The following is a 15,075-nucleotide window of genomic DNA, read 5'->3' as shown; positions in this document are numbered from 1 at the left end:
ATGGGCAATCTAAGCGAATGAAAGTAAATCAAATATGAATGATGCAGTGATAATAGGCGTATTGGCCTTGCTCGTTGGCGCACTACTGGCGTGGTTGGTCACAAAGCTGGCCTTGGCGCAAAAAGTATTGCAAGCACGGGCGGAGCAAGCCGTGGCGGTGGCCCAATATGAGGCGCAGCTGCAGCAGGCGCGCCAGTCTCTTGCTGATCACCTAGCCCAGCATCAGGCCTTACAGGCGGCGCAATATGATCTACAAGAGGCGCATCAGGAAGCTTTGGCACAGCAGGCGAGATTAGATGTGCTGCTGCTACAAGAGCGGCGGCAGTATGAAGAAAAAATTGTGCTGCTGACCGAGGCTAAGGAAGCCTTGAGTCATCAATTTAAAGTGTTGGCCGCCGAGATTCTGGCGGAACAAAGCAAACAGTTCAGCGCTCAAAATCAACAGAGCATGGCCACGATTCTCACGCCCATTCACACCAAAATGACTGATTTCAGCACCTTGGTACAAAATACTTATGAAAAAGAGTCGAAAGAGCGTTTGACCCTAGAAAATGAGTTAAAGCGCTTACAGGCGCTGAATAGCCAGCTTAATGAGGATGCCGTGGCCTTGACGCGAGCATTGACAGGGCAGAACCATAAGACTCAGGGTAATTGGGGCGAAATGGTGTTGTCGCGCATTTTAGAGAGTGCTGGCTTAACCTTGGGGCGTGAATACGAAACGCAAAGTTCGGGCATCGTTGAAGACGACAGCGGTAGCTTACGCCGTATGCAGCCCGATGTGGTGATTCACCTACCTGAAAACAAGCATATTGTGATTGATGCTAAGGTTTCGTTAAACGCTTATCTACGCTATACCCGCGCCGAAGATGAGGCCACTCGAGCTCAGGCTTTGAAAGAGCATGTGGCGGCGGTGCGCCAGCATGTCGAGAGCCTGTCGAAAAAAACCTATCAAGACATTAAAGAACTTAATAGTCTGGATTTTGTGTTTTTGTTCATGCCGATAGAGCCGGCGTATTTATTGGCTCTGCAACACGATGAGGGCCTTTTTGAAGCATGTTTTGAAAAACGCATCATGATTGTAGGGCCAAGCACGCTGCTGGCGACGCTGCGTACGGTGGCCAGCCTCTGGCGCACCGAACAGCAAAATCAAAACGCGCTTCACATCGCCGCTCAAGGGGGGAAATTGTATGATAAATTTGTGGGCTTGGTTTTAACCTTAGAAAAATTAGGCAAACAAATGGGGACGGCTCAAGACAGTTATGAGCAAGTCATGCGACAATTACAAACGGGTCGAGGCAACCTGATTGGTCAAGCCGAGAAGCTACAGGCTTTAGGCGTTGCGGCCAATAAGCGCTTGCCAGACTATTATCGTCAAGATGATGATGGCGATGAGCCAGACCTAGAAGATAAAGATTAATCAATAAGTCGTGATGGCTTAAGTTTAAGGAATATTATGACCGAACAGCCGGTTAACCCTGAAACACCTCATTCTCAGCCCTCTTTATGGGGGCAAATATTTTCGCGGCGGATGCTGATTTGTGTGTTTACTGGGTTCACGTCTGGTTTGCCCTTGTACGTGTTGATCAATTTACTGCCTGCGTGGCTGCGCACCGAAGGCGTTGACCTTAAATCAATCGGTTTGTTTGCCTTGATCGGCTTTCCTTTCACCTGGAAATTTGTGTGGGCGCCGCTGATGGACCGCTATCGTCTGCCTTTCTTAGGCCATCGGCGTGGCTGGATGCTGCTGACTCAGATCGTATTGATGCTGTTTATTGCGGGGATGGCGCTGCTGTCACCGCAGCAGAACTTAAGTGCGATTGCGGTTTTGGCGTTTGCGATTGCATTTTTTTCGGCCAGTCAAGACATTGTGCTGGATGCCTATCGGCGTGAGTTTTTGCCCGATCGGGAGCTAGGTCTGGGCAACTCTATCCATGTGAACGCCTATCGTTTGGCGGCCTTGGTGCCCGGCTCGCTCTCGCTGATCATGGCGACGACCCATCCTTGGGATCAGGTGTTCCTGATGACGGCGCTGTTTATGTTACCGGGTATTGGGATGACGCTGTTTTTGGCGCGTGAACCGAAAATCAATAAGCTAGAGCATAAAACGTTTGAAGACACATTTGTAAAACCGTTTACTGAGTTTTTAGAACGCAAGGGCGTCAAGCATGCCTTAATGGTGTTGGCGTTTATCTTCTTGTATAAATTGGGTGACAGCATGACCACGGCCTTGGCCACGCCGTTTTACATCGATATGGGCTATGGGACCGACCACATTGGTGTGGTGGCTAAGAACGCTGGCCTGTGGCCTGCCATTGTGTCGGGCATTTTGGGCGGCATCTGGATGTTGAAAATTGGCATCAATCGGGCGCTGTGGTTATTTGGCGTGATACAGGTGTTGAGTATTTTAGGCTTTGTGTGGCTGGCGAGCTTTGGACGCTTTGAGCACATTGGCTCGTTTGAGTTGTGGGCTTTGGCGGGCGTGGTTGGGTTTGAGTATGTGGGGGTAGGGCTAGGAACCGCGGCATTTGTGGCCTTTATGGCGCGTGAAACCAATCCGAGTTTTACCGCCACTCAGCTGGCCTTGTTCACCAGCCTCGCGGCCGTGCCCAGAACGTTTATTAACTCAGCATCGGGTTATTTAGTTGATGCCATGGGCTATACTCAGTTTTATTGGCTCTGCTTTGCTTTGGCCTTCCCTGGGATGATTATGTTGTGGTGGGTGGCACCTTGGCGTGGCCAATCAGCCGCCTAATCGAGAAAGGCAAAAAAACCAGCTTAACGCTGGTTTTTTATGGGTAGCTTAAGCGCTAAGGCTTAGTCAATTACGTTACCGATCACGCCACCTAGCGCTGCGCCACCTAGGGTGCCAGCAGTGCTGTTGGTCATTAGGTTACCGGCGACACCACCAACGGTTGCACCAATAGCGGTATTTTTTTGTTTGGTAGACATATTGCTACAGCCAACCAGTGTCATGGCCACTAGGGCGACAACGCCGAACTGAGCTAATTTTGTTTTAATCATGGTAACACTCCTTAGATAAAGGCATGGTTTGTTAAAAAACGACATACACTACTTTAGAGCCTGTTCAATGGTTTAAGTTCAATCTCGAAGAGGATCGACCATTAAGTTTCAGTTTAGTATCGGACGGTCATAAAATCAATGATTAATCACAACGAATAATGAAGATCGTGAATAAAGCCGTTTAGCAATTTGAAAGTAGGCGCCTAATGTTGAGTTTAGGCACCTGCGTGAGAGGGACTTAAAAAAGCCACGATTATTTAATCGTGGCTTAGTGAGGGGTTAGAATTTATAGGTGAGGCCAACGTTGTAACGGCGGCCGTCTAAAGTCGCGCCATAGTTTTCATTGGTGACTTCTTTATCAAATATATTATAGACGCCAGCCACAATATTGACGTTCTTCTGTGGTTTATAGCTTAGGCCTAAGTCAACAAAGGCATAAGAAGCGGTGCCATTCGCCATAGAAGTACGGCTTTGATATTCCGATGTTTTACCACGGAAGTTGACGCGGGACCAGAAGGATAAACGCTCTTTAGCCTGCCAGTCTAATGTTGCATTAGCCATGTGTTTCGGCATTTTGTTCAAGGGGCGCCCTTCAAACTTACCACTTTTTTGCTTGGATTTGGTGTAGGTGTAGTTAGCATCTAAGGATAGAGTCTCTGCGATCTGCCAGAATAAGGTGGCTTCTAGGCCACGGATGTTGGCTTTGTCGACGTTAATGCGCTCACTGATGAAGTCATAAGTATGGCCTTGGAAGGTACAAAGAGGGTCATCTTTACTATTGCAAATGCGGTCTTCAGTGATTTTATCTTTAAAATCATTATTAAAGATTGTGGCCCCAACTTCTAGGTTTTTCTGGTTGTCCCACATGAAGCCGATTTCGGTAGCGAGACTTTTCTCTGGTTTTAGACCAGCATTACCGATGATCATGCCGTCTGAGCTACCCCCACCGGTGGCTTGTCCCCAGTCAGGTGATACTGCTCGTAATGAAGGCGTTTTGTAACCAGCAGAAACGCCGCCCTTGATGGTCCAATTGGGCGTCGCTTGCCAGACACCATATAGTTTAGGGGTGACGTGTGAGCCAAAGTTCTCATCTTTATCTAAACGTAAGGCTCCCGTTAGGGCAAACGTTGGGACTAACTGCCATTGATCTTCCGCAAATAGTGACCAGTTGTACCGTGTTAAACGGTCGACAGGGTTTTCTACGCTTAATTTATTACCCTTATCTTTTAGTTCTTCATACTTGTATTGGCCGCCTACGCTCAGGCTGTGGTTGCCTAATTGGAACTGTGTTTGGGTGTTAAAGATGGTGTTGTTATTGATCATCTCACGACCAGGGTTGTGGTTTTCTTCTCGTTGAATGTAGCTAGTGGTATTGATTCCATCGTAACGGCCAGTATGGGTTAGTGCGTATTGAGTCCGTTCATAACGAGATTCTGAAGGCGTATTGGGCGTACACTTGCCGCCACGGCAGCTTTCTAGTGCATCGCTTTTGCCAGGGTTTGAATTCCGATCTTGTAATGAACGTGAAAAGTCAAAATCAATGTCGTTATTCTCGTCTGGCGTGAGCGTAAAGGTAATGCCACCACTGCGCATTTTTTGTTCGGAATAGCCGTTTAGAATTTTGTCTTCGTCACGTTGTGAAATCAGTGCGTTGGCACGCATGCCCAATAGGCCAGGAATGATTGGGCCAGTGGTAAATACATTAGACTGATATTGGTTACCCGAGTCGCTGTTTTCTTGGATGGTCATATCAGATCGAATGGAGGTGCGCCATTCGCCTTGGGTGGTTTTCTTGGTGATGATGTTGATCACGCCACCCATGGCATCAGAGCCGTATAGGGCCGACATGGGGCCACGAATCACCTCAATACGTTGAATGGCTTCTACGGGGGGTAGCCAGCCTTGTTCAATGCCAGAGCCGTCGCTGTTTGGGCGCGTGCCGCGAGAGTCAACTCGCTTGCCGTCAACCATGATGAGTGTGTAGCCAGAAGCCATGCCGCGGATGCTGATGTCGCTAGAGCTACCTCCGCCGGTGACCACAACGCCAGGGACGTCTTTTAGTGCGTCTGTGACATCATGATAAGCTTTATTTTCTAGCTGTTTCTGAGTAATGACCGAAATAGATGCGGCGGCATTCTTGATTTTTTGCTGGAAGCCCGTGGCAGTCACAACCACATCGTCAATTTTTGCCGTATCTTGAACGGCTGCATGGGCGCCCATGCTTAAGCTTAATAAGCTTAACGCAAGTAGGGTGTGCGCTGGGCGTGGAAAAGCGGCCCGCTTGGTTTTGGATAGATCTACCATATAAAACTTCCTTTAATTAAGTCAGTGAGTAAGTCGCCATCACAGATTGTCTTTGGGCGTGTTCATACCCAGGCCATCTGCTTCTCCAGGCTAAAGCTTATACGGTAGTAGTTGTGTGTTTGGTTGGCCCGATTGATCGGTGCTCAGTTATTCATTGCTTTTCGCTTGCTTAAGGCATTGCACTAGACGTAATGTAATGACTTAAGCAAGATTTCATGGCCGAAACCATGAAATCTTAGTCAGGCCTAATTAAAACTTGTAGGTTGCGCCAACGTGGTAACGGCGGCCATCGTAGGCGGTGTCGTACTCTTTAGCATCAATTGTTTTGTCAAACAGATTGTAGACGCCAGCGTTCACAATCCAGCTTTTGGCTGGTTTGTAGCTTAGGCCAAGATCAACAAAGGTGACGGATGGAATGCGTTTAGTGTCCATGCTGGCACGGTTCAACGCTTCCGAAGACTTGCTGCGATAGTTTACGCGGCCCCAGACGTTTAGCTTCTCTTGGGCTTGCCAGTCGACGGTGGCGTTCAGCATGTGTTTTGGCATTTTATTCAGAGGTTTACCTTTGAATTCGCCACTTTTTTGCTCAGAATCAGTATAGGTATAGCTAGTGTCTAAGCTTAAGTCTTGGGTTAAAGACCAATTAAATGTTGCTTCAATGCCGCGGATGGTGGCTTTATCAACGTTGGTGCGAGAGCTGATAAAGTTAAAGTATTGATCATCGTAACCAGGTAGTTGGCACACCTTGGTCTTGCCTGGGCTACTGCAATCACGAACCTCAGAGATTTTATCTTTGAACTCATTATTAAAGACAGTAAAGCTCACTTCTTTGTCTTTTAAGTTATTCCAGACGAAGGCTAGCTCTGTGCTCACGCTTTTTTCGGGTTTTAAGTCAGGGTTGCCGATGATGACAGAGGCTCCTTTACCTGTAATTTGCCACCAGTTCGGTGCAGTGGCACGTAAGCTAGGTGTTTTATAACCAGCGGATACGCCACCTTTGATGATCCAGTTCGGGTTTGCTTGCCACACGCCGTATAGTTTAGGTGTCCAATGAGAGCCGTAGTTTTCGTCTTTGTCTAGACGAATGGCGCCGGTAAGCGCAAAACTAGAATTCATTTGCCATTGGTCTTCTGCAAATAAGGACCAGTTATAACGAGTTAGGCGACTAGGAGCAGTGGCTACTTTGTTGCCGTTACCGGATTCATCTTTAAGTTCTTCATGTTTGTATTGGCCACCTAAAGTGAGGCTGTGGTCACCTAATAAAAACTGGGTTTGAGTGTTGAATATGGTGTTGTTGTTTTCCATGCTACGCGTTTTATTTTCGGTTTCTTCACGCTGAATGTAGCTATTGGTTTTGATGCCTTCGTAGTCACCATTATGGGTTAATGCATATTGGGTGCGATCGTAGCGATCTAGGTTGTCTTTCAGATCACTTTCGATTTCAGATTTACCTAAAGTGCGGTTACGGGTTTGTACTGAGCGTGAAAAATCTAGATCAATGGTGTTGAATTCATCGGGCGTTAGGGTAAAGGTAATGTCACCGCTGCTGTTTTTTTGTTCATTAAAGCCGTAGGCGAATTTGTCTTCGTTACGCTTAGAAAATTGAGCGTTGGCGCGCATGCCCAAGAGGCCATCAATAATGGGGCCCGTCGTGAATACATTGGTTTGAAACTGGTTGCCAGAGTCGCCGTCTTCTTGAATGGTTGCCTCGGTACGAATAGACGAGCGCCATGCGCCTTGGGTGGTTTTTTTGGTGATGATGTTGATCACGCCACCCATAGCGTCAGAGCCATATAGGGCCGACATGGGACCACGGATGACTTCAATGCGCTGAATAGCCTCTACAGGGGGTAGCCAGCCTTGTTCAATACCAGAGCCGTCGCTGTTAGGGCGGGTGCCGCGCGAATCCACGCGTTTGCCGTCGACCATGATTAGGGTGTAGCCAGAGGCCATGCCGCGAATGCTGATGTCGGCTTTGCTGCCGCCACCGGTTACAACCACGCCTGGGGCATCTTTAAGAGCGTCGGTGACGTCTTTATAAGCTTTATTCTCTAGTTGTTTTTGGGTGATCACTGAAATAGAGGCGGCTGCCTTATTGGCTTTTTGTTGAAAGCCTGAGGCGGTCACGACCACGTCGTCGATCTGAGCTGAATCTTGGTTGGCGGCTTGGGCGCTCAAGCTTGCGGCTAAAAGGCTTAAAGCCAGTAACGAAGGCTTAAGCGGATTGCGGGTCGCAGTATTTGGTAGTTTGCGGTTTGACATTCACAACGTCCTTTTAAGGGGGTTAGGCGAACAAAAAAGTGACGGATGCTTTATGGGGAGCATTTGGTCACTTTTTCGGTGGATTTCATTTCATTAATGAGGCGTGGCTTCGGCCTCGGTGACAAAGCCAATCTTGCTGAGGCCTGACTCCTGCGCGATGCCTAAGAGGTCGGCGACGTATTCGTATGGAACCTCTTTATCAGCAGAGATGGCCAAGATCGCGTCGTCATTTGTTTTGGCGGTTTCGGCTAAAAGGGCTTTGAGTTCCTCCTGGCTTTTCTCTGCATCTTTCAAAAAGTAGGCGCCCGATTTATCTACCGAAACCCGAATAGGCTCTTTGGTTTCTGAGACGGGCTGCTCGTTGCTGGCCGTGGGTAGGTTCAGCGGAATAGAGTGGGTGAGTACTGGCATGGTGACCATGAACACGATGAGCAAAACCAGCATCACGTCCACTAGGGGGGTGATGTTGATTTCAGCCATGGTGTCTGAATCTTGATGGTTAAATTCTCCGAAAGCCATGATTAGTCTTCCTTAACTTTCTCATTGTTTAAAAGCTGGGCATGTAGGTCGTAGGCAAAAGAATCTAAGTCTTGAGACATGGTTTTTTTGCCGCGGGTGAGGGCGTTGTAGGCCAATACCGCAGGGATGGCGACGAATAGACCAGCAGCGGTGGCCACCAGTGCTTCACCAATTGGGCCGGCAACGGCGGCAATGCTCATTTGGCCGGTGGTGCTGATGTTGATTAGGGCGTGGTAAATACCCCATACTGTGCCGAATAGGCCAATAAATGGTGCGGTGGCGCCAATAGAGGCTAGGGCGGTTAGGCCGTGGTCGAATTGGCTGATTTCTTTATTCAAACCGTTGCGGATGGCGCGGGTTAATAGATCGCTCATCGGCACTTGTGCACCCAAAACGGTGGCGCCACCGCTGGTGTAGCGAGCTTTGGCTTTCATGGTGTTCAGGGCGATGCGTGCAATCGGTGATTGATGATCGGCCAGTTTTTGGGTGGCTTCATCCCAGTTAGCAGCGTGCCAAAGCGCAATGGCGGAGGCTTTATTGGCTTTTTTGGCTTTTAAGAGCTTGCTGGTACGCGTGGCGATTAAGGTCCAGGTCACGATGCTCATGATCACCAAAATCAAGAAGGTTGCGATAAGGACGCCGTCGCCTTGTTTAAATACTGTTAATAAATCCATGGGTAGTCTTCTTTCTGGGTTAAGCTGAATCGGTTAGCGTCGGGGCAGTTTAAACTGTACCGAGAAGGTATAAGTGTACGGAATGGGCTCGCCACCACGGGTGGCTGGGGTAAAGCGCCAGCCGCGAACGGTTCTGAGTGCAGAGCGGTCCAAGCGGGGATAGCCACTGGTTTTCGCCAGCTGGACGTCAGAGGCGCGGCCGTTGGCTTCAACGCGCACGCGTAGGCCAACAGAGCCTTCTTCTTCAGCCTCTTCCGACTGTGGCGGGTAAGGCGGCTGCGGGTTGTTTAAGTGGCCACCAATATGGGTTGGCTGCGTCACAGAACCGGTGTTGCTGCTGCTACTGGAGGCGCTGTTGCTGCTGCCAGAGGCATTGCTGTTGTTCGATTGACTACTGGTGTTGCTGTTGTTGTCGCTTTTATTTGGCGTTTGTTCCGTTGCCGGCTTGGTTGGTTTTTCTTTGTCTACGGGCTTGGGATCAGGGGTTTTGTCGGCCGGTTTTAAATCAGGTTTGGCGTCTTTTTTTACGACAGGCTTGATTTTGGGCTCAACCTTTTTCTCAGGCTCTTTGACCTGAGGCTTAGGCTTAGGGGCCGCTTCTTGTGGGGTAGACGAAGCTTCAGCTCGTTCCGCATCCACACTGTTAGAAGACATCAGGACAAAGTTGAGGCTGTCGAGGCTAGGAGGCACGGTGATGGGCTGGTTATTCATATTGTGAACAGCCATAAACAACAGAACGTGCGCGAGGGTGACGCCTGACAGGGTTAAATAAAAGCGGTTGCGGTCATTTTTCATAGCTTTGAATTTTAATGATAATTATTCTTGTTTGCAACGATTTTGCGAGATTTGATACAAATAAAATTAAGGTGTTTGATTTGTAAGGTGATTTAGTTTTGACGGGTGTGGGTTTTACACGAAAAACCCGATGCCATCAGTCTTTGTTCGTGGCATCGGGTGAGAAAAAAACAACAAAATCGGCCGTTAAGAACGATATTCGGCGTTGATTTTGACGTAATCGTAAGAAAAATCGCAGGTGTAGACGGTGGTGCTGGCGCTGCCGCGATTGAGTTCAACCGTGACGGTGATTTCATTGGCGGCCATAACCGCAGCGCCTTGAGCTTCTTCATATGCGGGTGCCCGACCACCGTCATGGGCCACTAAAACGTCGCCTAGATAGAGGGAAACCTTATTAACGTCTAAGTCCATGATGCCCGCATAGCCAATCGCGCACAGCAGGCGGCCTAGGTTGGGGTCGCTGGCAAAGAACGCGGTTTTGATCAGCGGCGAGTGAGCGATCGTATAAGCGACCAGCTTTGCTTCTTCAAGGTTGCGGCCGCCATTGACCTTAATGGTGATGAATTTGGTGGCGCCTTCACCGTCGCGAATGATGGCCTGCGCCAGTTCGAGGGCCAAGTCTGATAACGCGGCTTTAATGGCTACATAGGCTGGGCTATTGGCCTGGTCGATGAGGGCAAGTTCGCTTTTGCCCGTCGACACGATGATGAAGCTGTCGTTGGTGCTGGTGTCGCCGTCTACGGTGATGGCGTTAAACGATTCATCGGCGACCTCTTTGACTAGCTGCTTCAATAAGGGCGTGGTGATGGCGGCGTCGGTGGCGATGAAGCCAAGCATGGTGGCCATATTGGGACAAATCATGCCCGAGCCTTTAGACATGCCGGTGAGGGTGATGGTGTGGCCATCAATGTCGATTTGGCGGCTGGCCGCTTTGGGCACGGTGTCGGTGGTCATGATGGCGCGGGCGGCATCGATCCAGCTGGCTGGGCGTAACTGGGCCAGTGATTGGGTGATTTTGCTGCTCGGTAATGGCTCTAGAATCACGCCAGTTGAGAACGGTAAGACTTGATTGGTGTCGCAGTCTAGGTGTTCGGCTACGGCTTCACAAACGGCCAGAGCGGCTTCCCGGCCTTGTTGGCCAGTGCCGGCATTGGCGTTGCCAGTGTTGATGATGAGGGCGCGTTTTTGGTTGCTTTCGCTGAGGTGTTTTTGGCTGATGACGACGGGGGCGGCACAAAAGCGATTTTGCGTAAAGACGCCTGCCATGGTGTTGCCTTTTTCCAGCACCATGAGGGTCACGTCATCGTGCTGGGCTTTTTTAATCCCGGCTTGCGCCACCCATAGGCTGACGCCGGCAACGGGCAGAATTTGATCGGTTAAGGGTTGGGTTAAGTTTACAGCCACAGGTATGTCCTTTAATGGTTTGTTGTCGCAATAAATGATCAAACGGTCCAGCCGCCACCCAGATGTGTCGGGGCGGCCGGATTGGTTACCAGGTTGGGTCGTCAACCTGTATTGCGTAAGCCCTGAGCGACACCGTTAATGGTGAGGTGAACCTGAGCCAGTGTGGTGGCGTTATTGGGGTCTTTACGCAGTCGATTTAATAGCTCTACCTGTAGCCAGTTTAGCGCATTTAAATAGGGCATGCGAATGGCCAAAGAGCGCTCTAGCGAGCGGTTGTCGGCCAATAGCTTGGGCGTGTCTAAAATTGCCAATAAATGGGCCTTGCTGAGGTTAAATTCGGCCTCGATGAGGGCAAAAATGTGCGCCGCCGCTTCTGGGTGTTCGCTCAGGCCAATATAGGCTTTGGCAATGGTTAAATCAGCCTTGGCCATCACCTGCTCCATATTGGACAGCATGGCGTGGAAGAACGGGCTGTTTTTGGCCTGGGTTTGCAGCTGGGCTAAAGCGTCGGGGCGGGCAGCCATTAACTTGCTCACGGCGGTGCCAAAGCCATACCATGCCGGCAGCATGAGGCGGGTTTGGGTCCATGAGAACACCCACGGAATGGCACGCAGGTCTTGGATCTTAGCCAAGGTTTTACGGCTGGCTGGGCGAGAGCCAATGTTCAGCGAAGCGATTTGCTGAATCGGGCTGGTCTGCAAGAAGAAATCAATAAAATCCGGATGGGTAATCAGGCTGCGATAGCCGGCAAAGGCTTCGTCAGATAGGGCCTGCATGATGTTATGGTCAGGCTCCTCACCTTGATAGGGCAAGACGCTAGAGGCCAAGGTAGCGGCCAATAGGGTTTCTAGATTACGTTGAGAGTTGCCCGGGTCGGCGTATTTAAAGGTGATGACTTCGCCTTGTTCGGTGATGCGGATTTGGCCGTTTACGCTGCCTGCTGGCTGAGCCAGAATGGCTTCGTAAGAGGGGCCGCCGCCACGGCCAACGCTGCCGCCACGGCCGTGAAAGAGGCGTAGGCGAACCGAATGCTTTTTGCTTAGCTCCACCAGCTTGGCTTCAGCTTGATACAGCACCCATTGGCTGGTGACATAGCCGCCGTCTTTATTGCTGTCGGAATAGCCCAGCATGATTTCTTGCACGCCGCCACGGCTCGCTACCAAAGCCTTATACCAAGGCAGAGCGAAGAGGGTGTCCATGACGTCGATGCACTGTTCGAGGGCTTCGATGGTTTCGAACAGGGGGACTAAGTTGAGGCGGCTTTGCGGCAGGCCATTTTTGCCTAAGGTTAATAAGCCGGTTTCTTGCAGCAATAGGGCCAGCGCCAGAAGGTCGCTGACGGCCTCGGCGTTGGAAATAATGCTTTGGTTGATGGCGGTTTCGCCATAGGTTTCTTTGATTTGGCGGGCGGCTTGGAAGATGGCCAGCTCTTTTTTGGTGACGTCGTTGTAGTCGATGTACGGTGAGTAGAGCGGTCTAGGCGTAGCCAGTTCGCGTAGCAAAACACGTTGTCGTGCCTGTTCGTCCAGCGCCAAATAGTCTTCTAGGCCAGCGTGCTTGAATAGGTCGGCCACTACTTCGGCGTGAAAATCGCCATGCTGGCGTAGGTCTAGCGGCATGAGGTAGAAGCCAAATACGGAGACGGCACGGATGAATGAGGCCAAGCGGCCGTTGGCTAAGCGTTCAGAGCCGTTGGCAATCAGGGAGTCGCGCACGAGGTTGAGGTCGGCCAAAAAGTCAGCCGCCTGATCGTAGGGCGTCAATAGACCAAAATGAGAGCCTAAAGGCGCGCCTAGCTTATTGGCGGTGGCCAGGATGCGGGCGCTGAAATAGGCGATGACGCGGCGATAAGGTTCTTCTTCTCGAGCGCGGGCGCGATCAGGCGATTGTTCTGCCAGTTTTAACACGGCCTCGCTGACGTCGACGCGGCGCACTGACAAAGACAGCTCTTCATACAGCTCGCTCAGTTCGGCACGGTAAAACTGAAACAGGGTTTTTGCGTGCTGGGTAAAGGCATAGGTTAAGGTGTCGGCGTCAACAAAGGGGTTGCCGTCGCGGTCGCCGCCCACCCAGCCACCAATGTGCAATAGGTTGGGCGTATGTAAGTCGGGCGACAGCTGCTTGAGGCCTTGCTCTAGCTTGCGATAGAGGCGAGGCACGGATTTAAAAAAGCTCAGCGGGAAGTAGGTCACGCTGTTGGTGATTTCGTCGGCGACCGTCATTTTAAAGTGGCGGGTTTCGTTGCTTTGCCACAGAGTCAGTAAGACGTTTTCAAGTGCATCTTGAATGTCCTGCTGTTGCTCTTTGCTGACATAGGGCTGATTGCGTTGATCAAGCAGGCTGCGAATTTTACGGTTGAGGTGTAAGACCGTTTGGCGTTGGACTTCGGTCGGGTGGGCGGTTAATACGGCGGCCACTTGAGTATGGTTTAACTGGTCTTGTAGGGTGCTGGTGGCCACCTTGGCCGCTTGCAGCTGCTGTAACACTTCTTCCAGGCTGCCTTTGGCGGCGCCAGAGTGGTTGGCTTCATGAGCCAAGCGGCGGCGTTCGTGGTGGGCATCTTCGGCAATGTTCAACACTTGGGCGAATAGGCCACAGGCGCGAATCAACTGCTCGGTTTGCGCTTCGTTGAGCTTGGGCAAAAAGGTTTGCACGTCTTTTTCTGGCTGCGTGGTGGTGATGAACACAGAAAAAGCCTGTAAAACATCTTGCTTCAGTTCGGCTTTGAGTACGGCCAAGAGGGCGTCGGAAAGAAAGGCCACGTCGGCCTTAAGGGCGACGTCCTTGGGGTTGGTGATCTGACTTTGCAGCATGGTGGTTCCTCAAATAGTGGGTCACAATGGGACTGATTGCCCGAGCGCATGAGGTGCCTATTATTGTGATTAGGGCACGCAAAAAAAAGCCCCTAGATGGCCATAGCCTAAGGGTGCGAGATCAGCCAATGGCTTTTTCTGTGGCGTATTCGGGCAAAACAGCATACGACGAACGGCTGACCAAGCCGATGTCGGTGAGGGCGTCACACTGAATGCGGCAAGCGCATGAAATATCCTGCCGAAAATAGTGTTAAACTTAAGGCCTCAGTCACGGAACACGGTGCGAAATCATGAGCCTTATCGTACATCATCAATTAACAGAGTTAGATAATCAGTCTTTACAGCGATTATGCGGCGCGCTTGATGAGCACATCAAGACATTAGCACAAGCTTTGCAAATTAGCATCAGTCGTCGCTTTGCTGCGTTCACCTTTTCAGGTGAACAAGCAGGGTCAGGCGTGGCTGCATTGAATGAACTGGTTGAAATTGCACAAAATAGGGAGTTGACGTTGGCAGACATCCAGATGGCGGTTATTGACGCAAAAAGCAACACCCAGGCCGATGCCAAGCAGCAGTCGGTTGGGGTTTATCATTTGAAAACCAAAAAAGGCTATTTGAATGGCCGTACCCCGCGCCAAAATCAATACATTAAGGCTTTGTTGAGCCACGACGTGGTATTCGGAGTGGGCCCCGCCGGTACCGGTAAAACCTATATTGCGGTGGCGGCAGCGGTGGACGCGATGGAGCGCCAGCTAGTCGAGCGCATCGTATTGGTGCGCCCTGCGGTAGAGGCGGGGGAAAAACTGGGCTTTTTGCCGGGCGATCTGTCGCAAAAAGTGGATCCTTATTTACGACCTTTATACGACGCTTTGTATGAGCTGATGGGGTTTGATAAGGTGATGCGCCTGTTGGAAAAAGGGCTAATCGAAATTGCGCCTCTGGCCTATATGCGTGGACGAACCTTAAACGGTGCCTATGTCATCTTGGATGAGGCCCAAAACACCACGCCTGAGCAGATGAAAATGTTTTTGACCCGAATTGGCTTTGGCGCCAAGGCGGTGATCACCGGCGACTCGAGCCAGGTGGATTTACCCAAGCACATTAAGAGCGGTTTACGCGATGCGGAGCAAAAGCTACAGGGCATTGATGGCCTCCACTTTCATTACTTTAAAAGTGATGACGTAGTGCGCCACCCGCTGGTACAAAAAATTGTTGAGGCCTACGAAGCGCATGACGACGCCCAGGCGCGTTAAGCAGCTTTGCTGGCGACCATGCCTTAGGGC

Annotated in this window: 11 protein-coding genes; 3 read left to right on the top strand and 8 right to left on the bottom strand. The window is 50.6% G+C overall.

Annotated elements, in window-relative coordinates; translation table 11 throughout:
• Nucleotides 1-34: 34 nt before the first annotated feature.
• Together AB8Q18_12885 and AB8Q18_12880 are read left to right on the top strand one after the other, a co-directional pair.
• On the top strand, nucleotides 35-1,417 hold the full coding sequence (locus tag AB8Q18_12885) for a DNA recombination protein RmuC (GenBank protein XDZ51061.1): 1,383 nt from the start codon (nucleotides 35-37) through the stop codon (nucleotides 1,415-1,417).
• Between the two features lie 36 nt (nucleotides 1,418-1,453).
• A complete protein-coding gene (locus tag AB8Q18_12880) occupies nucleotides 1,454-2,752 on the top strand; it encodes an AmpG family muropeptide MFS transporter (GenBank protein ID XDZ51060.1) in 1,299 nt (432 codons plus the stop codon).
• 62 nt (nucleotides 2,753-2,814) lie between these two features.
• On the opposite strand, the gene AB8Q18_12875 is transcribed toward AB8Q18_12880, so the two are convergent.
• The 8 genes from AB8Q18_12875 to ppc form a co-directional block, all read right to left on the bottom strand.
• Nucleotides 2,815-3,021, bottom strand: coding sequence for a glycine zipper 2TM domain-containing protein (locus tag AB8Q18_12875; protein ID XDZ51059.1), 207 nt, complete (start codon nucleotides 3,019-3,021; stop codon nucleotides 2,815-2,817).
• Nucleotides 3,022-3,300: 279 nt separating this feature from the next.
• On the bottom strand, nucleotides 3,301-5,325 hold the full coding sequence (locus tag AB8Q18_12870; protein XDZ51058.1) for a ligand-gated channel protein: 2,025 nt from the start codon (nucleotides 5,323-5,325) through the stop codon (nucleotides 3,301-3,303).
• Between the two features lie 249 nt (nucleotides 5,326-5,574).
• Nucleotides 5,575-7,587, bottom strand: a complete 2,013-nt coding sequence (locus AB8Q18_12865) for a ligand-gated channel protein (GenBank protein XDZ51057.1) — start codon at nucleotides 7,585-7,587, stop codon at nucleotides 5,575-5,577.
• 93 nt (nucleotides 7,588-7,680) lie between these two features.
• Nucleotides 7,681-8,106, bottom strand: a complete 426-nt coding sequence (locus AB8Q18_12860) for an ExbD/TolR family protein (GenBank protein ID XDZ51056.1) — start codon at nucleotides 8,104-8,106, stop codon at nucleotides 7,681-7,683.
• 2 nt (nucleotides 8,107-8,108) lie between these two features.
• Nucleotides 8,109-8,780 carry a MotA/TolQ/ExbB proton channel family protein gene (locus AB8Q18_12855; GenBank protein ID XDZ51055.1) on the bottom strand — a complete coding sequence of 224 codons (672 nt, stop codon included), beginning with the start codon at nucleotides 8,778-8,780 and terminating at the stop codon, nucleotides 8,109-8,111.
• Between the two features lie 33 nt (nucleotides 8,781-8,813).
• Nucleotides 8,814-9,575, bottom strand: coding sequence for a TonB family protein (locus AB8Q18_12850; protein XDZ51054.1), 762 nt, complete (start codon nucleotides 9,573-9,575; stop codon nucleotides 8,814-8,816).
• A 186-nt stretch (nucleotides 9,576-9,761) separates the two neighbouring features.
• The gene (gene argJ / locus AB8Q18_12845) at nucleotides 9,762-10,979 is read right to left on the bottom strand and encodes a bifunctional glutamate N-acetyltransferase/amino-acid acetyltransferase ArgJ (protein ID XDZ51053.1); all 1,218 of its coding nucleotides are present in this window, start codon (nucleotides 10,977-10,979) and stop codon (nucleotides 9,762-9,764) included.
• 101 nt (nucleotides 10,980-11,080) lie between these two features.
• Entirely contained in the window at nucleotides 11,081-13,792 is a 2,712-nt protein-coding gene (gene ppc, locus AB8Q18_12840) for a phosphoenolpyruvate carboxylase (GenBank protein XDZ51052.1), read from the bottom strand.
• Between the two features lie 290 nt (nucleotides 13,793-14,082).
• Here ppc and AB8Q18_12835 point away from each other — a divergent pair, with 290 nt between their 5' ends.
• Complete coding sequence (locus AB8Q18_12835; GenBank protein XDZ51051.1) at nucleotides 14,083-15,045, top strand: PhoH family protein; 963 nt, start codon at nucleotides 14,083-14,085, stop codon at nucleotides 15,043-15,045.
• Nucleotides 15,046-15,075: the final 30 nt, after the last annotated feature.

Source organism: Neisseriaceae bacterium CLB008 (genome assembly GCA_041228285.1).
In the GTDB taxonomy this organism is placed as follows: Bacteria; Pseudomonadota; Gammaproteobacteria; order Burkholderiales; family Neisseriaceae; genus JAGNPU01.
The sequence above is the reverse complement of the archived record's forward strand: the minus strand, read 5'-3'. Positions and strand labels throughout refer to the sequence as shown.